General features: G+C 70.6%; 18 protein-coding genes and 16 tRNA genes. 23 read left to right on the top strand and 11 right to left on the bottom strand.

The genetic code is table 11. From position 1 onward, the window contains the following. Nucleotides 1-14: 14 nt before the first annotated feature. The 16 genes from AB0K14_RS26060 (at nt 15) to AB0K14_RS25985 (ending at nt 2,075) form a co-directional block, all read left to right on the top strand. A tRNA-Gly gene (locus AB0K14_RS26060) sits at nt 15-87 on the top strand. A gap of 21 nt (nt 88-108) precedes the next feature. Next, nucleotides 109-183: transfer RNA gene (locus AB0K14_RS26055), tRNA-Arg, on the top strand. Nucleotides 184-220: 37 nt separating this feature from the next. Continuing rightward, nucleotides 221-293 (top strand) — tRNA-Asp (locus AB0K14_RS26050). Nucleotides 294-452: 159 nt separating this feature from the next. Beyond that, a tRNA-Glu gene (locus AB0K14_RS26045) sits at nt 453-524 on the top strand. Between the two features lie 63 nt (nt 525-587). Beyond that, a tRNA-Thr gene (locus AB0K14_RS26040) sits at nt 588-661 on the top strand. Nucleotides 662-699: 38 nt separating this feature from the next. Continuing rightward, nucleotides 700-772: transfer RNA gene (locus AB0K14_RS26035), tRNA-Leu, on the top strand. A 7-nt stretch (nt 773-779) separates the two neighbouring features. After that, nucleotides 780-851 (top strand) — tRNA-Pro (locus AB0K14_RS26030). Nucleotides 852-868: 17 nt separating this feature from the next. Continuing rightward, nucleotides 869-941, top strand: a tRNA-Gln gene (locus AB0K14_RS26025). A gap of 15 nt (nt 942-956) precedes the next feature. Further along, a tRNA-Leu gene (locus AB0K14_RS26020) sits at nt 957-1,040 on the top strand. A gap of 11 nt (nt 1,041-1,051) precedes the next feature. After that, nucleotides 1,052-1,138: transfer RNA gene (locus AB0K14_RS26015), tRNA-Ser, on the top strand. Between the two features lie 115 nt (nt 1,139-1,253). After that, nucleotides 1,254-1,342, top strand: a tRNA-Ser gene (locus AB0K14_RS26010). Between the two features lies 1 nt (nt 1,343). Continuing rightward, nucleotides 1,344-1,420 (top strand) — tRNA-Lys (locus AB0K14_RS26005). Nucleotides 1,421-1,423: 3 nt separating this feature from the next. Next, nucleotides 1,424-1,496: transfer RNA gene (locus tag AB0K14_RS26000), tRNA-Arg, on the top strand. An 11-nt stretch (nt 1,497-1,507) separates the two neighbouring features. Continuing rightward, a tRNA-Asn gene (locus AB0K14_RS25995) sits at nt 1,508-1,579 on the top strand. A 123-nt stretch (nt 1,580-1,702) separates the two neighbouring features. Continuing rightward, a tRNA-Val gene (locus AB0K14_RS25990) sits at nt 1,703-1,775 on the top strand. Between the two features lie 228 nt (nt 1,776-2,003). Further along, a tRNA-Cys gene (locus AB0K14_RS25985) sits at nt 2,004-2,075 on the top strand. A 76-nt stretch (nt 2,076-2,151) separates the two neighbouring features. Here AB0K14_RS25985 and AB0K14_RS25980 read toward each other — a convergent pair. Then, entirely contained in the window at nt 2,152-2,514 is a 363-nt protein-coding gene (locus AB0K14_RS25980) for a helix-turn-helix domain-containing protein (protein ID WP_360459314.1), read from the bottom strand. A 71-nt stretch (nt 2,515-2,585) separates the two neighbouring features. Between AB0K14_RS25980 and AB0K14_RS25975 the strand changes: the two genes are divergently transcribed. Further along, the gene (locus tag AB0K14_RS25975; RefSeq protein WP_360459312.1) at nt 2,586-2,996 is read left to right on the top strand and encodes a RidA family protein; all 411 of its coding nucleotides are present in this window, start codon (nt 2,586-2,588) and stop codon (nt 2,994-2,996) included. Between the two features lie 69 nt (nt 2,997-3,065). Continuing rightward, the gene (locus AB0K14_RS25970) at nt 3,066-3,863 is read left to right on the top strand and encodes a hypothetical protein (RefSeq protein WP_360459310.1); all 798 of its coding nucleotides are present in this window, start codon (nt 3,066-3,068) and stop codon (nt 3,861-3,863) included. A gap of 294 nt (nt 3,864-4,157) precedes the next feature. On the opposite strand, the gene AB0K14_RS25965 is transcribed toward AB0K14_RS25970, so the two are convergent. The 7 genes from AB0K14_RS25965 to AB0K14_RS25935 form a co-directional block, all read right to left on the bottom strand. Continuing rightward, nucleotides 4,158-4,610, bottom strand: a complete 453-nt coding sequence (locus AB0K14_RS25965) for an SRPBCC family protein (protein ID WP_360459308.1) — start codon at nt 4,608-4,610, stop codon at nt 4,158-4,160. After that, complete coding sequence (locus AB0K14_RS25960) at nt 4,607-5,875, bottom strand: hypothetical protein (protein WP_360459307.1); 1,269 nt, start codon at nt 5,873-5,875, stop codon at nt 4,607-4,609. Before AB0K14_RS25960 ends, AB0K14_RS25965 begins: the two co-directional genes overlap by 4 nt. Then, nucleotides 5,868-7,262 (bottom strand): hypothetical protein, encoded by a 1,395-nt coding sequence (locus AB0K14_RS25955; RefSeq protein ID WP_360459305.1) that lies wholly within the window; start codon nt 7,260-7,262, stop codon nt 5,868-5,870. The genes AB0K14_RS25960 and AB0K14_RS25955 overlap by 8 nt, the downstream gene beginning before the upstream one ends. A gap of 56 nt (nt 7,263-7,318) precedes the next feature. After that, nucleotides 7,319-8,605 carry an AarF/UbiB family protein gene (locus AB0K14_RS25950; RefSeq protein WP_360459303.1) on the bottom strand — a complete coding sequence of 429 codons (1,287 nt, stop codon included), beginning with the start codon at nt 8,603-8,605 and terminating at the stop codon, nt 7,319-7,321. Between the two features lie 293 nt (nt 8,606-8,898). Then, nucleotides 8,899-9,645: a hypothetical protein gene (locus AB0K14_RS25945; protein ID WP_360459301.1), complete on the bottom strand. Its 747-nt coding sequence runs from the start codon at nt 9,643-9,645 to the stop codon at nt 8,899-8,901. A 257-nt stretch (nt 9,646-9,902) separates the two neighbouring features. Beyond that, nucleotides 9,903-10,862: an endo-beta-N-acetylglucosaminidase H gene (locus tag AB0K14_RS25940; RefSeq protein WP_360459357.1), complete on the bottom strand. Its 960-nt coding sequence runs from the start codon at nt 10,860-10,862 to the stop codon at nt 9,903-9,905. Between the two features lie 189 nt (nt 10,863-11,051). After that, complete coding sequence (locus AB0K14_RS25935) at nt 11,052-12,041, bottom strand: RICIN domain-containing protein (protein ID WP_360459299.1); 990 nt, start codon at nt 12,039-12,041, stop codon at nt 11,052-11,054. A 330-nt stretch (nt 12,042-12,371) separates the two neighbouring features. On the opposite strand from AB0K14_RS25935, the gene AB0K14_RS25930 reads away from it, so the two are divergent. From AB0K14_RS25930 to AB0K14_RS25910, 5 genes are all read left to right on the top strand, one after another. Continuing rightward, a complete protein-coding gene (locus tag AB0K14_RS25930) occupies nt 12,372-12,728 on the top strand; it encodes a response regulator (protein WP_360459297.1) in 357 nt (118 codons plus the stop codon). Further along, nucleotides 12,728-14,458 carry a histidine kinase gene (locus tag AB0K14_RS25925; protein ID WP_360459295.1) on the top strand — a complete coding sequence of 577 codons (1,731 nt, stop codon included), beginning with the start codon at nt 12,728-12,730 and terminating at the stop codon, nt 14,456-14,458. The genes AB0K14_RS25930 and AB0K14_RS25925 overlap by 1 nt, the downstream gene beginning before the upstream one ends. After that, nucleotides 14,449-15,093 (top strand): response regulator transcription factor, encoded by a 645-nt coding sequence (locus AB0K14_RS25920; RefSeq protein WP_360459293.1) that lies wholly within the window; start codon nt 14,449-14,451, stop codon nt 15,091-15,093. Before AB0K14_RS25925 ends, AB0K14_RS25920 begins: the two co-directional genes overlap by 10 nt. 99 nt (nt 15,094-15,192) lie before the next feature. Next, nucleotides 15,193-15,987 carry a hypothetical protein gene (locus AB0K14_RS25915; RefSeq protein ID WP_360459291.1) on the top strand — a complete coding sequence of 265 codons (795 nt, stop codon included), beginning with the start codon at nt 15,193-15,195 and terminating at the stop codon, nt 15,985-15,987. A 218-nt stretch (nt 15,988-16,205) separates the two neighbouring features. Further along, the gene (locus tag AB0K14_RS25910) at nt 16,206-16,751 is read left to right on the top strand and encodes an EF-hand domain-containing protein (RefSeq protein WP_360459289.1); all 546 of its coding nucleotides are present in this window, start codon (nt 16,206-16,208) and stop codon (nt 16,749-16,751) included. A 57-nt stretch (nt 16,752-16,808) separates the two neighbouring features. Here AB0K14_RS25910 and AB0K14_RS25905 read toward each other — a convergent pair whose 3' ends face one another. The 3 genes from AB0K14_RS25905 to AB0K14_RS25895 form a co-directional block, all read right to left on the bottom strand. After that, nucleotides 16,809-17,510 (bottom strand): hypothetical protein, encoded by a 702-nt coding sequence (locus tag AB0K14_RS25905; protein ID WP_360459288.1) that lies wholly within the window; start codon nt 17,508-17,510, stop codon nt 16,809-16,811. Nucleotides 17,511-17,665: 155 nt separating this feature from the next. Continuing rightward, a complete protein-coding gene (locus AB0K14_RS25900; RefSeq protein ID WP_360459286.1) occupies nt 17,666-18,700 on the bottom strand; it encodes a hypothetical protein in 1,035 nt (344 codons plus the stop codon). Between the two features lie 54 nt (nt 18,701-18,754). Then, nucleotides 18,755-19,075: a hypothetical protein gene (locus tag AB0K14_RS25895; protein ID WP_360459284.1), complete on the bottom strand. Its 321-nt coding sequence runs from the start codon at nt 19,073-19,075 to the stop codon at nt 18,755-18,757. Nucleotide 19,076: the final 1 nt, after the last annotated feature.

Here is a 19,076-nt window from a genome sequence, read left to right as displayed (position 1 = left end):
GAGGGGAGCGCTTCGCGGTCGCGGTGAACTCGGCGGACACGTCGGTCTTCCAAACCGAAGCAGCGGGTTCGATGCCCGCCGACCGCTCGGACGAGCCCGCACCACCACACCCCTGTAGCTCAGGCGGAACAGAGCGCGACGCTACGAACGTCGAGGTCCCAGGTTCGAGTCCTGGTAGGGGTACTGGCCGACGTCCACCAACTGGCGTCGGCTTCAAGATGCTCACGTGGCCCAGTGGCGAGGGCACCGCATTGTCGATGCGGCGATCGCGGGTTCGAGTCCCGTCGTGAGCGCGACCCGCCGACGTCCGCGTCGGCGGCACCGGATGCGAGGGGCACGGCGACCCCACCTGATTTGGGATCAGGACGCACCGCGTTCGACTCGCGGGCATCCGACAGGGCACCGACGGCGCGCGCCGTTCGGAGGCCGGTGCCCCACTGAGGGTGCACCACAGCGCGTTGGTCCAGCGGAACGGATACCGGCCTCTCAAGTCGGTGACGCGGGTTCGACCCCCGTACGCGCTACGACGGGCCCGGCTCGCCACCGGGTCCCGAAGGTGGCCCCTCTGGGAGCCACCCGTCCGACCCGCCTCTTCAGCTCAACAGGCCGAGAGCACCCACCTCGTAAGCGGGAGGACCGGGTTCGAGTCCCGGGAGAGGCTCGCGGCAACACCCGCGCGGGCAGCCCGTCTGCGCACCAGCCCCTGTAGCCCAACGGAAGAGGCAACGCGCTCAGAACGCGTCGAGTCCAGGTTCGAATCCTGGTGGGGGCACGCACGATCCCGGTTGGTGTAATCGGCAGCACGGCGGACTTGGGATCCGCGCGCCCAGGTTCGAACCCTGGACCGGGAGCGCCGAGCACCACCCGATGCCCGTAGGTCCAGTTGGCACGGACGCCGCGTTCTGGTCGCGGAGACCGAGGTTCGAACCCTCGACGGGCAGCGCACCACGAGCAAGGCCCCTGTGGCGGAACGGCAGACGCGCACGGCTCAAACCCGTGCATCCGCGAGGGTGTGCAGGTTCGAACTCCTGCCGGGGGCACGCACGACGAAGGAGGGCCGGCCGAGCGGCAAGGCACCGGATTGCTGGTCCGAGGTCCGGGACGCGTCCAGGCGCGCGTTCGATCCGCGCACCCTCCGCGCACGACGACGAGGTGGTACGGCGGTCCGTGCGGCACTCTGATGAAGTGTCCGAACCAGGTTCGACACCTGGCACCTCGACCACTGCGGCGACGCCCGGAGCGTTGCCGTGCAAGGAGGATTGGCCGAGCCAGGCAAGGCATCCGTCTCGAAAACGGTAGTCGGCGCGGGAGCGTCGCGCAGGTTCGAATCCTGCATCCTCCGCGGGTCGCCAGCTCATCAGGCCAGAGCAGTCGCCTCTTAAGCGACGGGTGCGGGGTTCGAGTCCCCGGCGACCCACCACAAGCCCTTGTGGTCCAACGGAACACGACACCGCCCTCCGACGGCGGAGATGCGGGTTCGAATCCTGCCGAGGGCACGCAACGCCAGTCCCCCGAAGTGCACCAGGCCCCACACCCGACTGTTACTCGGGAGGACCAGGTTCGAGTCCTGGCGGGGGAGCATCCGCCGAAGGCCGCGGCCTTGAGCGGATCCGAGGGGGACGCGCCGGCGCGCAGACGATCCTTGCAAGATCGTCGTGGAGGGTTCGACACCCTCGTCCTCCACCACCACTGCCCGTGGTGACGTCCCATAGCTCAGCAGGCAGAGCATCCGCCCGACGTGCGGAGGGTCCCAGGTTCGACTCCTGGTGGGACGACCGTGACCGAGGCCGAAGAAGTCGAGGCGCCAGATCGTGATTCTGGTCCAAGCCGGTGCGAGTCCGGTCGGTCACCCCAACCACCCTGCCCGGCAGCGCTCGGCACGGGTGGTCGACGCGCGTGGCCCGGCGGCCACCCGGAGCTCATATCTCCAGGTCCCCTGGTTCGACACCAGGACGCGCGACGGGATCGACGGCCCTACCACGCCGGTGGGCCGCGATCATCCCGGCCCACGTCACGACGGTCGTGAGGCGGCCTGCAAAGCCGTCGACTTCCGGGTTCGACTCCCGGGTGGGTCTCGTCACCGATCTGCTCCGCTGTGGAGAGCACGCTCTCGGCCCTGGTGCCGAGGAGGCGGGCAGCCGTCCGGGTTGTTCAGCGGCCCACCTGGGCATCGAAACGTGCCCGAGCCACGTCGACCTCGTCCAACCTCGTAGTGGTCCAGTGCAGCAGCGCATCCACCAAGTCCTGCAACGACCTCCCCGACACCGTGATGCGGTATTCAACCGCAACCGGACGGGTGTCGATCACGACTCGCTCCACCATCCCGTTGCGTTCCAACCTCCGCAGTGCCGCGGTCAGCGACTTCTGCGTCACCACTGGGATCGCCCGACGAAGTCCGTTGAAGCGCAACGGTTTCTCGCACAGCGCGTCGAGGACCTGCAGTGACCACTTGTCCAAGATCTCGTCCAGCAGTTCGCGGTGGCGTTCGGTGAGGGCGGGCGTGGTTTCCGGCATGACACCTAGTCTCGTTGAAGTGCCCTTTCGATACCAGGTAGACATCGGATACCTACGACGAAGGGTCTCCCATGTCGGTGCAGTTGTCGACGCCCGAAGGCATGTTTGCTCCCGTCCCTTACCACCACGTCTCGGTCGCCACCGGCAGCCGCCAGGTGCACGTGGCCGGGCAGATCGCGCGTGACGCCGAGGGCAACCCCGTCGCCACCGGTGACCTGGCCGGGCAGGTCGCGCAGGCGTTGCGCAACACCTCACGCGGCCTCGCGGGGGCCGGGGCGTCGTTCGCCGACGTCGTGCGGTTGCGGTTCTTCGTCACGCGGTGGAGTCCGGACAAGTACGACGAGTTCGTCGCGGGTATCGAAAGGGTCTCCGACGAACTCGGCCTGCCCCGCCCGCTGCCGCCGCTGTCGGCGATCGGGGTGGACTACCTGTTCGAGCCGGACGTGCTCGTGGAGGTCGAGGCGTACGCGGTGCTGGACTGACTGCTCCATCCGGGGGTCGGCGCCTGCCAACCGGTACACCGTGCGCGGCCCGGCGATCACACTGTCCTGGTGTCTGGCGACGGCGGGCGGCGCGATGTCGGCCTGTGGACGGGGATCCTGGCCGCAGCCGTGTGCCTCGCGCTGGCCGGTGCTGCCCTGCGCGGCGGCGGTGGACTACAGACAGCAGCGAACTGGGCGCAGATCGTGTCGTTGGCCGTCGCACTGCCGTCGCTGGTGCAGGTGGTGCGGCTCTCGCAGCGCATCCCGCCGATCCGAGCCGAGGTGGCAGGCCCCGCCGAGGACGTGCTCGCGGCCGCGGTGGCCGCGCTGTGGCGGGCCGAGGCCGTGCGGCGGAGGTTGGACGACCCCGACCCCATGCCGGTGCGCTGGCGGATCACCGGCCGTGGCGAGGTGATGGACCACGCGGACAACATCACGTCCGGTTCGCTGCTCACGCTGTCGGCCAACAGCGCGCAGATCAGGGCCGTGGTCACGCAGTTCCGGGCGCTGCGGCGACCGCGCCTGGTGTTCCTGGGTGACGGAGGCACCGGCAAGACGACCCTGGCCGTCCAACTGGTGCGCGAACTGCTCGCCACCCGGACCGCCGAGGACCCGGTGCCCGTCCTGGTCGGCCTCGCCGGCTGGGATCCCCAGCGGGACGGAACCTGCACGCGTGGCTGGCCGACCGGGTGCGGCGGGACTACCCGGCGTTGTGCCCGCTCGACCGGGGCGGAGACATCGCGACGCGCCTCGCCGGCCGGGGCCGACTGCTGCCCGTGCTCGACGGGCTGGACGAGCTGCCCGAGCCCAGCCGCACGGCCGTCATCGAGCAGCTCAACCGGTCGTCGGCGGACCAGTTCGTCCTGACCAGCCGCACAGCCGAGTTCACCGCGGCGGTGCTCGACGCCGAGGACGTGCTCACCTCCGCGCTCGTCCTGGAACCCGAACCGCTGGACGGGCTCGGCGCTGTACCCGGTAGAGCTCGAACGGGCCGAGGCGTTCCACACGGCCCACGAGGCACAGGGCAACGACGCCGCACTCACGGCCTGCACCCAGGTCCTGATGACTGCGCGACCTTCCGGCGCGGCTACCGGCGCCGCCGTGGCGAAGAACTTCGGCCGCGGGTACACCGACTGGCGATCGGCAGCGATGCCGGGTCTTTCACGGTCGCAGGCACGCCACCAGGAGGGGCAGGAAGTACTCCCACCCCTCCTGGTGTGACGACGACGCCGCACGGCCGTCGTCGGAATCCGCATAGGTTCCGTGGGTGAGGGTGAGCCTGCTGCCGTCGCCGGTCTCGTCGACCGTGACCGAGACGGCGTAGCCGGGCGCGTTCGGCTCGTGGTCCCACGCCCAGGTGAAGGCCAGGGTCGTCTCGGGGTCGTACCCGGTGATCGAGCCCCGCATGGTCTGGTCGAGCGCGTCGAACCGGACCACGTACTCGCCGCCGGGTTCGAGCCGGGTGGTGAGCAGGCCACCTGCCCACCACCGCCGCACGAGGTCCGGGTCGGTGAAGGCGCGCAGCGCCTGACGGGGCGTGACGCCGGTGATGTCCGCGGTCGCCCGGACGGCCGGGCCTTCGTTCACCACGCCGACGGTTCCGTGCTTCGTCATGCCCCTCGCTCCGTCACCAGGCGGTGGACCACCCCGGCGATGCCGGCCTGGTCCCGTGGCACGAAGTAGTAGCACCCGGTCAACGGCTCCACCAGACCGGACTCGGGCGCCAGCAGGGGATCGGGCGCGCCGTTGAAGTCGGACATCAGCCACTCGTTGTGGATGAACTCGAACCCGCCGACCTGGATGTCGGCCTGGAACGCCATGAACAGCATCCCGGCTTCCGCACGCCCGTCGACCGTCCTGGTGTACGGGTAGCTGCGCCGCAGGATGCGCACGTCGCGAACCCGCACGTCGGCCCCGAACGGCGTCGTGCCGCGCCCGCGCGGGTTGGCCTTGCGCAGGTGGGTCAGCGGCAACGCCCGACTGCCCTGCGCCTCGTCCGGTTCCGGGGGCAGGAGGCGTCCGGTGTCGGCCTCCACCACCAGGCCCGACGCGCGGCAGCGGCCGATGACCTGCTCGGCGGACAAGGTGCGCTCGGCCACGCCGCGGGACGCGGGCAGGTGCAGCAGACCGTCCACCGGCAGGCGCTCCGGGCGGGCCCGGTACCGGCGGAACGCCAGGTACGTGCCGTCGACCTCGCCGGAGGGATCGGTGGTGAACACGTGCCCGCGGTAGCGGGTCGGGTCCTGCTCCCGGAGGTGCTGGAGGTTGCTGATCTCGTCGTGGAAGCCGAACGGGTCGCGCCCGTCGGCGTTCCGCGTGCCCTCGTGGGACCGGCGCAGGCGCAGTCCTCCCCCGGCCTCCAGTCGTGCCACCACGTCGTGCACGGCGTCGTCCACCGCGCGGTCGTGCGACTCGACCACCACGCACAGGTCGGTCTCGTGCCCGGTCCGTTCGGGTTCCGTCGCGAACGCCGGGAACTCGTCGTCCCGTTTCGCCTGCATCGTGCGCAGCGACGGCGGGCACGACACGTCGTGCCCCCACCGGGGCGAGTGGTCGGAGTCGTCACGCCACGCGGTCCACTCCCCCTTGAACAGCCGGACGGACACGCCGATCAGCGAGGTGGGGTCCGAAGTGGGCCGATCACCCGGGAGTCGCTCGAACCCCGGCCGGACACCGATCCCCCGCAGCCCTTCGGCCAGGTCCCCGATGACGTCCAGGCAGGAGTCGAGCCCTTCCGCCAGGACGTCGAACTGCAGGACGAGCGCTTCCCGGCCGGGTGTGCTGTCCACACCCGACCACACCTCCGGCCGGCCGGTCGGCCCGGGGCGGGGGTCGAGCCCGCCCCGGGCCGAGCCGGTCATCTGCGGAACTTCACGCATTCGGGTACTTGAAGGTGGTCATGTCGATCCCGACGACCATGGGGTCGGTCAACGACATCACGCCGAACGCGACCGTCTGGCTCAGCTCCGACTTGCGGACGGGCGCCTGGACCTCGACGACCGTCGAGCCGTTGGCCGAGCCCGCCGGACCCAGGTCGATCGCCGCGTCCGTGCGGGCGAAGCTGGTGTCCGCGTGGTCGCCGATGAGCACCCAGCGGCCGGACATCACCGAGTCGGTCTGGTTGGCCACCTCGTAGGCGAGGTGGATCGTGCCGCTCGCGTCCACCCGGCTGCCGATCTTCTTGATCGACAGGCCGTTGTAGTCGTAGAGCGACATGGAGTTCTTCGTGACGGTCAGCAGGGGGCGCTGCGAGTCGTGCTCGTCGTAGAACGTCACGGGCTGCGCGAGGTGCATGGGAGTCGAGTAGGGCGGCCAGGTGAGGCTCTCGCTCGGCAGCAGCATCGGACCCGAGGTGAGCCCGGTCAGGCCGATGTCGAGCATCTCGATCCGGCAGTGGATCGAGTTGAGGCCCTGGGAGGGGAAGAAGTTCGCGCCGTTCGCCGCCTTCATCGACAGCACCGAGGGCGCTTGCGAGTCGTACGTGAACCTGAGCAGGCCGAGGATGTCCTCGACGCCGTAGTAGCGGGCGTGCCGCCACTGGATCTGCCGCTCGGTCGGCGACACCGGGATCACGTTGCCGAGCACCGTGGCGCGCACCCGCAGCGTCACCGGGTAGTCGTCCTTCAGCGAGTCGAGGATGGCCGCCCGGCGCTCCGCCGTGAGGTGGGCGGTCATCGGTTCCAGCGCGGCCTTCAGGCTCGACGCGCTCGACACCGTGGCAATGCAGGCGCCACCACCGGCGCTGCCGATCGAGAGCTGGTGCACCGGGATCGCCCCGGCGTCGTACCCGATGGCCGTCGACTCCCCGGCGACGGCACGACCACTGGTGGAACCGGCCAGCCGGGCCGCGACGCTGCCCGCCTCGGCGACCGCGCGGGCCTCGACCACCTCACCCGATCCCGGCTTGAGCAGGATCGCCCCGGTGTACTTGTCCTGGCGGACCTCCGCGCGGCCCTGGGTCAGCTCGATGCGCAGCCCGTCGCTGAGCCGTAACGGGTTCCGGCCGTCCCACATGCCGCGCCGCACACCGGCGGGCACGGCGGCGAGCACGTAGTGCCGGTCCACGTAGTCCACGACCCGGAGGTCGACGCGTGGTTCTCCCGATGACGCCTCGGCGGACGGCGCGGCGCTCGCGGTCGCCTGGCCGGCCAACTGGCCGACGCCGACGGCGGCGGCCCCGGCGCCCACCATCCTGAGGAACCTGCGGCGGTCCGCCGGGTCTCCGGATCTTCCGGCGCGCTCGTCCTGGGTCGGGTTGTCGTTCACGTCGTTCTCCGTTCTGTTGGAGGTACGTGCTCCGGTCGAGCAGGTGGACCGGAGGTTCACCCCGCGGCGCGGCTCGCGAGCAGGATCGGGAGCGCCTCTGCCTGGAAGTCGACGTCCGAGGCCAAGCTCTTGATCATGCCCTCGACGACGAGCAGGGACAGCAGCGGGAAGACGAACTCGGGCGTCGCGTACAGGCCGTGCCTGCGCTGGAGGTCGAACAGCCGGGTGGCGAACACCGCGAGGTCGAACTCGCCGGACCGCGAGCCGGTCTCGCCCTCGACCAGCTCGGCCATCTCCCGGCGGAAGCCGTCCAGGCTGCCTTCGCCGGTCCACGAGGACGCGCTCTCGATGACGATGTCCGCGCACCGCCTGCCCCGTCCGAGCACCATGTTGGCGAAGAACGCCGAGAACAGCCGTCGGACCTTGTCGGGCAACTCGACCACGAACCCGGCGTCGAGGATGACGACATCGAGGTCACCGTCGAGGTAGAGGTTGCCCGGGTGCAGGTCGCAGTGGACGACGCCGTCGGTGAAGAGCATCCGGTAGACCACGCGCAGCGTGCGGATGGCGATCTCCCGGCGGCGGTCCGGGCTCAGCGAGTCCGGTTCGAACGGCGCCAGCCCGGGCAGGTACTCCATGACCAGCACGCCGTCCGCGCACAGTTCGTCGACGGGCTCGGGCACCCGGACGAACGGCAGCGCGCCCAGGTTTCGGCGCAGGGTCTTCAGGGCCTGGTGCTCCGCGGTGAAGTCGAGTTGGCGGGACATCGCGTCGGCGACCTGGCCGACGAGGTCGTCCAGCGGGACGCGCTTGAGCGCGGGCACCCGACGCAGCGCGCGGGCCAGGCCGCGCACCAGCTCGGAGTCGAGCCCCATGGTCCGCTCGATGCCCGACCGCCGGACCTTGACCGCCACCACGCGGTCGTCCTCCAGCACCGCCCGGTGCACGGAGGCGATGCTGCCGCACGCGGTCGGTCGCGGGTCGAACTCCTTGAAGGGCCAGGACTCCCGCCCGCCGTAGGCCTGGTCCAGGGCGCGCTCGACCGATCGCCGGCTCGGCGGCGGCACGTCGTCGTACAGCCGCCTCAGCACCACCCGCCAGTGCTCGGGCACCACGTCCTGCCGGGTGCTCAGGATCTGGCCGCCCTTGACGAACGACGGCCCCAGTTCGACCAGCAGCGCGGTGACCCGCTCGGCCAACGACCGCCCGGCGGTTCGGCCGCCCGCGCCGGCCAGTCGGCGGACCGCGTCCACACCGACGGCTCCCGAGCACACCAAGCTCAGGGCCATCACCTGCACGCCCCTGGCGACCACCCGCACCCGGTGCGTGGTTCCGGACCTCATGGCTGCCCCCAGCCGCGGAAGTGGCGTTGTCGGAAGTCCGACACAAGCCCCCATACCACTCCACGTTTCGATAGCGAGTCTATCGATGCGTCAAGGGCCACGACCTCCTGGCGAGCAGGCTATGTTCGACAAACGGCCGCTTAGCGCACGTTCGGCCCGAGCGCCATGGGCCGTTCAACGCAACCGGGTCGGACGGGATTGCGACACTTGTGTATAGCCGGTTGCCGATCGGATCATCGGCGCGGTGGTCGTCGAGCGCTTGTCCCGAAGATCGGACCCCATCACCCGTTCGGTCAGAACGTCGCGAACATGAGGTAGGCGTTGTGGTCCGAGCCCCACGTGGGCTGGCGCTGCGCCAGGCTGTGCTCGATGTTCGACGGCGCGTAGATGTGGTCGAAGGGCACCTCGCCGCCCCCCTGCACCGGCACGTACCGGACGGGCGCGGGCATGTCCATGGCCCGGTGGCGGTTGAAGTCACCGACCACGAAGATCGGCGTCGCCGGGTGGTTCAGCCGCATCTCCGCCACCTTGTCGCGCAGGATCTCGTAGTGCCGGTTCCACCGGGCCTGGCGCTCCGGGTGACCGGTCCACGCACCGGAGATGAAGTGCGTGTTCATCACGATCAAGCGCTTGCCCGTACCGTTCAGTTCCAGGATGACCCAGTTCACGTAGCGCGCCGGGGTCACCCCCGCCTCCCCGCCATGGGTGAGGATGCTGCCCGACCTCGCCGAATTGAACCTGTCCTTCCGCCAGGAGATGGGCACCGCCTTGGCCGCCTCGGCATCGGGGTAGAACGTCTCGTACTCGGCACCCAGCCGGTTGTTCAGCTTGGTGCGGTCCTCCGCGTCGTTCACCTCCTGCCACCCGATGACGCCGGCGAAGGGCTCGAAGCTCGCCGCGCCGCGGAGGGTGTTGTGGGTGCCGATGGAGATCGTGTCGAGCGCCGCCGCCTCCGACTCGGCGGAGGCCGGCACCCAGGCCGCGGTCAGCACGGTCAGGGCGGCGGCGATCACGGCGGTGACCGACCTGGCGAGTTTCACGGTGTTCCCCTTGTGGTCGGGATATCGGTTACCAACCACCCAAGACCATCACAACCGTGTGAACAAGGACCAGAAGCGGCATTGACATCGAAGAGCACAGCTGCGCCACGACCGGGCTCGTCGTCATCAGCGCCGACGCACCGGCGCCGGTCGCGATCGCCGAGGTCGCACTCCGTCAGGCGCGGGCCGCGCTCGTGCACCTCACCGGCAGGTGACACGGCCTGGAGGGAGTGGGTGCCAACCGCGACGACAACGGATCAACCGCGGCCCGTGATCATGTCGTGCGACGTCTCCTCGCGAGGGGTTGCCGCGAACGGCACGTTGTCGCCCACGTAGACCGTGTCACTGCCGTACAGCTCGCGCGTGAACGCGGAGGCGTACCGGTGGGAGTCGGAACGCGGGAGGTTGTAGGTCAGGAACGCGCCGTACCCCTCATCGACGGTCCTGCGGGCCAGTTCGGCGGCGTCTTCCACCGGCGTTCCGGTGAAGTTCACGGCGGCGGGCGCGAGGCGATCCTCGGGCAGGTTGATGCGAGGCACCGCCCAGGTGCCGTAGTCCGGGTTCCACGAGTAGTCGAACACCTCGGCCAGGTCGATGTCGCCGTACTTCAGCTTGTTCTTCGCCGGGCCGTAGAAGTACAAGGTGATCAGCTTGTCGGGGAGGTGGTCGCGCAACGCGGAGACCAGGAACGGGAACGAGTGGTCGTTGACCGGCTCACCTTTCCCGTAGTCGGCCCACTCGTCGTCGAAGTCGATGCGGTCGAGGCCGTACTCGGTGACCGCGTCGGACAACTGCTTCGCGAACGCGGCGGCTTCCTCCCGGGACCTGAGATTGGACACGCCCACGCCGTCGTGGTCGCCGATCACCGACAACAACACCTTGATGCCCCTGCGCTGGAGCGGCCGGATCTGCGTGTCGGCATCCTGGAGCACCGACCGCAGGTTCTGGTTGAAGGACAGGATCGGATTGCCGCCGGGGTCGGCCTTGATGTTGGCGGCGAAGATGATGGCGATGTCGAACGCGTTGCCACCGGTCCTGGCGAGCCGGTACTTGCCGACCTCCCGCGGTTGGGGGTTGTTGTTCACCTCCACGTAGACCGCGGTGACCGGCCCCTTCTTGCCGGGTAGTGCCGCCGCCGACGTGGGCGCCATCGACCCGGCCAGGAGTCCCGCCGCGGCCATCAGCGCGAGAGCGGTATTGCGACCGAGCACCACCATCACTGATCAACCTCCCCACCGCGACTGCCGTTTGGTGAAGTGTGGCAGCGGAATCGCACGCGCGCGGACACGCGATCTGCTGAAAGACACGCCCGGATCGTGTACTTCTCCGCATCACCCTGCGCGCACATCGTGTCCATCCAGGATGGAGTCGTTCAAGGCCCACGGCTCGCCGCGGACACGAAGGACCTAGCGCCAGCGCTGGTAGGAGTGGTTCGGGTAGCACCAGTAGAGCTCGACCCGGTTCGGGTACAGGTTGAGGTAGCCGCCACCGGTGAGGCACAGCCGCGGATCTCCGCCGAAGCGGTAGAGGTATTCCGGGGTGCCGAGCCAACTCGTGCCGACCTGCTCGCGGAACCACAGCAGGTAGCTGTCGCGGCTGGTGTCCGGGTCGCAGGTGTGGCCGCCCACAGGGTTGTTGGCTCGTGCGGCCCCGCCGAGGCACAGGCGTTTCCCTGGTGTGTACAGGAGGTGGCCTACGCGGCCCGCCGAGTCGATCACCGTCGTCGGGCGGACCAGGAAGTCCTCGTGCTCGCTCGCGTCGTACCGGGACATGACGGACTCGAACGAGTAGACCATCTTCAGGACCACGGTGGTGGGCGGGTCGCTGATGGGGGCCGGTTGGACCAAGGGCGCGCTGTAGGTCATCCACTGCCCTTCATGTGCGCCGCAGACGTCCATGAACAGCGGGCGGCCCTTGACGGTGGGCATGGTCAGGCACAGACCGCCCGGTCCGGCCAGCCGGAAACCGCCGTTCCCCGTGGTGTGGATCCGCCAGAGTTGGGGATCGCCGTCGTAGCAGGGCCAGCTCCAGACCGGTGTGCCGGGTGCGTTGTTGCCCCACTCGACATCCACGCAGAGGTCGCTGTGCGCCGCCCGGACCGAGAAGTAACCGGGCCGGCGCCGGCTCTCCTCCCAGACGAAGAACTGGTTGGCGTAGCCGACGAACGGGTAGGACACCACCTCGGCGGTCTGGCCGCCCCCGCCGCCCACGTCCCACACGAATCCGTTGAACAGCCCCGCCATCACCACACCGCTGCCGGTGCGCAGCGCGGTCGGCGGTGAGGCGTTCGCGTCCGGCGCCGTGGTGACGGCGACCGCCGGGACGGTGAGCAGCAACGAGAGGATGACCGGCAGCAGGCGCGATCTCCTGTGCGATCGCCAGGTGCGTTCGAGCATGGCGTGTTCCCTTCCCGAGGAGTCGCCGTTGACCGCTGACGGTGGTCATCGTCGTTCGCGGTGTGCGCGCTGTCGTCGTGGGAAACAGTGATTTCCGGGCGGCGGCCGGCGCCGGGTGCGGCCGAGGCTGTCGGCCGGTACCGCGCGACCGGCCCCTTCGGGTCGGTGGTCGACGGGGCGTGGCGATACGGCCGTTGAGGTGGTCGTGCGGGCGCGAGGTTGGACAGCGGCAGGTGTGCCGGCATCCTGCCGGCGTGCGCAGGTCGTGGAGATCCGTGATGTTCCGCCCGCGGTCTCGCGTCCGGTCCATCGTTGACGGATGGTGTGGGCATGTCGCGTGTGCTCTTGGTCGACGATCAGGTCTCGTACCGGCGACTGGCGGCGCGGCTGTTGCGGACCGGCGGGTTTGACGTCGTGGGCGAAGCCGGGACGGGGCACGAGGCGCTCGCGCTCGTCGCGCAGAGCGTGCCGGACCTGGTGCTGCTCGACGTGCTGCTCCCGGACTTCGACGGGTTCGAGGTGGCGAGACGGCTGGAGGCGGGACCGGTGCGGCCGTCGATCGTGCTGGTGTCCAGCAGGCAGCGGGAGGACTTGCGGGACTTCTCGGACCTGGTGCTGGTGCGCGGGTTCCTCGGCAAGGCCGAGTTCACCGTCGAAGGGCTCGTGACCCTCCTCGGGGAGCGCTGATGCGCCGGCCGTTCGTCCTCACGTGGGTGTTGTCGATCGCGGCGGTCGTGGTCGCGATCGTGGACGTGGTGCTCGCCGCGACCGCCGGCCGGCAACCCGCCGTCCGGTACGTGTGGGAGATCGGTTCGCCACTGGTGTGGGGCGGCGTGGGCGTGCTCGCGGTGGTGATCCGGCCGGACCGCCGGTTCGGCCTGCTGATGCAGGTGCTCGGCCTGATCCTGCTGCTCGACGCACCGGCCGGTTTCGTGATCGAGACGACGCAGGCGTGGGCCGCGGTCGACCTCGTCGTGGCCCGGGCCGCGCAACCGTTCCAGATCGTCGTGTTCGCGCACCTGCTGCTCTCCTACCCCGACGGTCGGCTGCCCCGTGCGTTGCCGCGCCGGTTCATCGCCGCCCTCTACGGCTACGGTGCGGTGGTCTGCGTCGTCGACGTCGTGCACACCGTCGACGCCGTCACGTCGCGACCCTGGACCGGGGCGTCGCCGGAAGCGGGTTTCGCGGGCGGCGGCTCGTCCACCTTGATCAACGCCGGCTGGCTCGCCTTCGCCGTGGTCTACCTCGTGCTGATGTGGCTCAAGATCAGGCAGGCCAGCCCCGGCGGACGGCGGACCCTCGCGTATCCCCTGGTCTGCGGTTTCGTCATGATCACGCTGTTCGCGCTGACGACGGCACTGGCCGCGCTGAACGCGGAGCCGACGGGCAGCGCGCTGTCGGATGCGCTCCCCTACCTCGCCGTCCTCACCATGCCCGGCGCCTTCCTGCTGGGCCTGCTGCGCGAACGGCTGCGGTACGGCTCGGTGGCGGACTTCGTGCGCGCGATCGAGCACGCGCCCATCGGCGGGTTGCAACCCGCACTGCGCAAGGCGTTGCACGACCCGACGCTCCGGCTCGCGTTCCCCCAGGACGACTGGTACGTGGACGAGAACGGCGACCACGTCTCGATCGGCGGCGACCAGGCCGCGCTGCCGATCGGCGGCACCCCGCCGATCGGCCTGGTGCTGCACGACCCCGCGTTGAACGACGAACAGCGGTTGCTGGCGGCGGCCTCCGCCGCGACCCGTCTCGCGCTGGACAACGCCCGCCTGCACGCCACCGTGCGACGCCAGCTCGTCGAGGTCCGGGCGTCACGGCGGCGCATCGTCGAGGCCGCCGCGGCGGAACGGCGACGGTTGGAACGCGACCTGCACGACGGCGCCCAGCAACGGATCCTGGCCGTCGGCATCGCCCTGCGGCTGCTCCAGCAGCAGCTCGACCCCGCCGACGAGGCGGTCAACGAGGCGTTGGAGGAGGCCCAGCAGGAATTGGCCGGCGCGATCGCCGGGTTGCGCGAACTGGCACGCGGCATCCACCCGGCCGCGTTGACCGAGCAAGGGTTGTCCGCCGCCGTCCGCGCCCTGGTACGCCGCCAACCGATCCCCGTGACCGTGGACGACGCGCTGCCCGGCCGCCTGCCCCCACCGGTGGAGACGGCGGCCTACTTCGTGGTCAGCGAGGCGTTGACCAACGTGGTCAAGCACGCGGGGGCGCGGCGGGCACGCGTGCTGCTCGCCCTGCGCGGACGTGTGCTGCGCGTGGACGTGGTCGACGACGGTGTCGGTGGCGCCGACCCCACCCGCGGCAGTGGACTGCGCGGGTTGGCGGACCGGGCGGCCGCGTTCGACGGCACGCTGTCCGTGACCGACGTCGAACCCACCGGCACCCGACTGCGAGTGGAGCTGTCGTGCGACTGATCCTCGTGGACGACTCGTGGCTGATCCGCGAAGGCCTCGCCCGCCTGCTGTCCGCACGCGGGCACGCCGTCATCGCCGTGGCCGAGGAACCCGGTCGCGTCGAGGAACTGGTCCACGCCAACACACCGGACGTCGTCATCCTGGACATCAAGATGCCGCCTACCTTCACCGACGAAGGGCTGGAGCTGACGCGCGTCCTGCGCCGCGCGCACCCCGACCTGCCGCTGCTGCTGCTGTCCCAGTACGCCGAACCGGCCTACGCCACCGCGCTGCTCGAACTCACCGGCTCGCGCGCCTGCGGGTACGTCCTGAAAGACCACCTGCTCGACGCCGCGCAGCTGGAGACGACGCTCACCCGCCTCCGCGCCAAGGAAGTCGTGATCGACCCGACGGTGGTGGACGAGGCCCTCGGCGCCCGGCTCGGCGCGCTCACCCGCCGTGAACGCGAAGTGCTCGCGCTGATGGCGCAGGGGTTGACGGACCGGGGCATCGCCGAACGCCTCTTCGTCTCGCTCAACACGGTCGGCACGCACGTCCAGCGCGTGCTCGCCAAGCTCGACCTGCCCGGCACCCCCGCGGACAACCGGCGCGTCCTCGCGGTGCTCACCTACCTGGACCGCCTGCCCGGCCGCTGACCCACCCGTGCCCAGCACAATCACGGTTTTCCGGGACGCGCCGTCGTCGGCGCGCTGCCACGATTCCGGACAGGTCCGAGGTCGCGGGAGGAAGCCGGAATGTCGCACACCCAGGCGCCGGAAACCGGGCGGATCGAGCCGGAGCAGACCCGTTCCACCGCCCGGCGCGCCACGGTGCTGGCAGGCCTGGGTTCGGTCGCCGACGTGGCGGCGGTGGCCCAACTGACGACCACCGGCGCCGATACGGGTGTGTTGGTCACCGGACTGCTGTCGGTGCTGGCCGGATTCCTCGGGCTGCTCACCGGACGACCCGCCAGGGGCCGCGCGGCGCTGATGGCCCTGCTGATCGCGGTCGGCGCGGGTATGACGGGAGCCGCCTTCCACGGGTACTGGGTGGACGCGGCCACCGACCGGAGCCGGAGCGCGGGCACCCCCGCGACGACCACCGGTTCGACGACCACCACCGCGTCGCGTGCGTCTGGTCCGGTGTCGGGGACTTCGTCGGCGACGAACGCCACCGTCGCGTCGGGGGCCGTCATCCGCACCGAGACCGTGTCGCTGCGGGACCAGGACTACCTCGACGTGGAGACCGGCCGGATCGGCGAGGTCGAGCCGGGTGCCAGTGACCTCTGGTACGTCGGCCCGTACCGCGAGCTGTGGACCTCCGGCGGAGGACAGCTGCCGATCGCGCCGATCGCCACCCAACCCGACGCCGCCGCCTGCGCCGACGAGCTGGCCCGACGCAGCTACGACCAGGTGTCCATCGGGCAGCAGCGGCCGGGCGCGTGGATCTGCGCCCGCACCGCGGAGGACAACGTGGTCGCCGTCCAGGTCACCGCCGTCCCCGCCGGCGACGACCCGTTGGTCATCGCGTACACGGTGTGGCAGGCGTAACCGGTGGTGCCGGCGCGACATCCAGCGGCGCGGCGGCGGCAGGTTGCGGCTGTCCGGTGGAATTCGGGCGGTGAGTGCTACTCCCGGTCGTTGTCAAGATCCGGAGGACGACCCATCGGGTAGAGAGGTGGACCCGTTTCCCGCTGCCGGATCCCGGATGTCCGTCGTTAGGCTGCGGTTCTCGACCATTCGGGCTATCGACGGACGGGGTGTTCGCCATGTCGGACCAGGTTCGGCTCGTCAACATCGACCGGGTCTTCGCGATCCTCGACATGGACGGCGACGGTGGGATCAGCAAGGGCGACTTCACGTCGATGGCCCGGGGAGTGGTGCGGGAGTTCGGGCTCGACGCGGATTCCCCACTGGCCCGGGGACTGGTCGAGGGGTACGAGGGCATCTGGGACTACATCTGCGGTGCGGACCTCGACGTGGACGGCGTGGTGGGCGCGGCGGAGTTCCGGGAGGCCCACACCTCGGGACGGGTGACGACCGAGGTGCTGGTGGAGAAGTGGGAGTCCGCGTCGCGGCGGTGCTTCGAGGCGGCCGACGGTGATGGTGACGGCTACATCGACCTGGAGGGGTTCGCCGCGATCTACCGCGGGGGCGGGGTCTCGGACCCGGAGGTGGCCGAGGCGGCGTTCGGGGCGATGGACGTCGACGCGGACGGCCGGCTGGACTGGGCCGAGCTGTCCGCCCACGTGCGCGGCCTGTTCACGGCGACCGACGAGTCCGCGAAGGGCGCCCACATGGTCAGCGGCGACTGACCACGACAACGGTGACCGCGACGTGACACCCGTGCGGTCGCGGGCGTGCAGGGCCGGTCAGCCCTGTAGCGGCTGCTTGAGGCCCGGCACCCGTTCCGCGCCGTAGAGCGTGCCGAGCGCCGTGTCGACGAGCTGGTCCACGGTCACACCGCGCTGCCCGGCGACGGTCTTGAGCGCTTCGTCACCGGCGGCCATCAGCGGTCGGGCGTCGAATCGCCAGGAGCCGGACTCCTTGTGGAACCGCAGCTCCACACCGGCGGACTGGCCGCGCGAGGTCATGTCCGCCCGCGCCGTGTCACCGTCCACGACCACCGTGCCCAGGTCGACGTTGGCCAGGCTGTTCTCGCTCACCATGCCCTTCGCCACCGCCGCGGACACCAACTGCTCGGCCGACATCCCCCGCAGCTGGTCGGCACCGAACTCGGCGCGCAGCACGTAGACCAACATCGACGAGGTCACACCGTGTTCGCGCACCTGCTGCTCCGAACCGGTGAGGGCGAGGTCGCGGGCCTTGGTGTAGTAGCCCAGCATCTCCTGCGACAGCAGCGCGGCCGCGGCGACGCCGCCCTTCGCCTTGGCGGCCTCCCGGTAGTCGGCGAAGGTCTTGCGGATCGCCTTCTCTTCGGCTGCGGCGTCGACCGACGGCGCGGTGGTGGTGGTCGCCGACGAGGAGGACGTGGCGGTCGGAGTCCCGCCACCGCACGCGCCGACGAGCAGGACCGCGGCGACGACGAGCAGGGCGGGAGTAGTTCTGTTCACGCATCGCAGCGTACGTGGCCGGCGTCGGCCGTCCGTCCTCGGCCGCGGAGGCACCAGCCTCTGCCACGGCAGCCTCCCGCCGTCACGCGCCGAGCGGCCGGACGCCCGCACCACCGCGGGTGCGGGCGTTCGGCCGCCTCGTCGGGTGGGCCGGCTCACCACCCGACCGGGTAGCGCTCGACCTCCAGGCGCGGCTGCGGGTCGTTGTTGTACCGGGTGACCACGAACAGCGTCCGCTGGTCCGCCGACCACGCCAGGCCGCGCGGCTGCACCGTCTCGCCGCTGTCCAGCGAGACCGTGTTCACCGGCGTCGCGCCGCCGACGCGGTAGACCAGCACGTCGTTGGCGTCGCTGGTCAGCGCTCCCGCGGCCACGTACGCGCTGTCCGGCGACAACGACACCGCGGCCGGTCGGGGCCGGGTCGCGTACGCACCCCGGCGCGCCAGGTCCGCCGTCGCGAACGCCTCCACCCGGTCACGGGACCCGGCCGCGCTGAACAGCGTCGCCCCGTCACCGGTCACGTCGAGGTCCGTGAGCCCGGCGCCGACCACGTCACCGGACGTCGCGGCCGTCAGCGCTCCGCCCGAGAGCGTGTAGACCTGCACCGTCGACTGGCTCAACGACAACTGCCCGGCCACCAGCGGCCCGGCTTCGGCGCCGGACGACGCCAGCAGCGGAGCCCGCTGGAACCGCGTGGCGCCTTGCCGCTCGCCCCGCACCGGCTCGGCCGCCGCCGGGTCCAGCTTGCCGATCTTGCCCGACCAGTTGCCGTCCACGCAGCCGTACCCGAACCACACCACAGCACCCGTGCGGGCCAGGTGCGTCGGGCACGTCCCCGCCCCGGTGGCGTACCGCGCGGTCTCCGCCAGGGTCGACGTGTCGATCACCGAGATGCCGTCGCCCGCCGACAGCGCCACGAACAGCCGCGTGCCGTCCGCGCTCAACTCCAACCCGTCCGCACCCGGCTGGTTCTCGATCACCGTGCGGACCCTGCCGGAGAAGTCCGCCACCGCGACGCCGTTGGACGACGCGCCACCGGAGATGAACACCCGCTGACGCGCGCTGTCGACCGCCACGTCACCGAATCCCGACAACGGCAGCGCCGCAGCCGCCGACGCCGCCGGCGCCGAGAGCACCGACGCCGCCGTCACCACGGCGACCCCGAGCCCCGCAGAAGCAATCCGCCTCATCCCGCTCCCCCTCGTCACTGACACGTTCCCCGCCCCGTCACCGCTGGGGCGTGATCACCAAGTGGCCCTCTTGAGCAGCCGCAGATCCGGTGCGCCCGCGAGCGTCGCCACCAGTTCGTCGCCCCGCTCGGTCTCCTCTATCTCGACGATCACCGCGTGGTCGGCGAACTCCGGGTAGGTCACCTCCCCGTCGTCGTCCTCGACGGAGTTGTCGACCACCTTGATCTCCTCGTCCAGCTCTGTGGTGACGGTCAAGTACTCGCCACCGAAGTAAGAGCTCTCGTGCGGTTCGAGGGCGACACCGAGCAGGCGGTCCACCTGCCCACCCACCTCGTGGATGCTCGTGGTGCCGGATCCGTAGATGATTGTTTCCACG

The sequence above is a fragment of the Actinosynnema sp. NPDC050801 genome, from assembly GCF_040673975.1.
In the GTDB taxonomy this organism is placed as follows: Bacteria; Actinomycetota; Actinomycetes; order Mycobacteriales; family Pseudonocardiaceae; genus Actinosynnema.
This window is presented reverse-complemented; position numbering and strand designations above follow the sequence as displayed.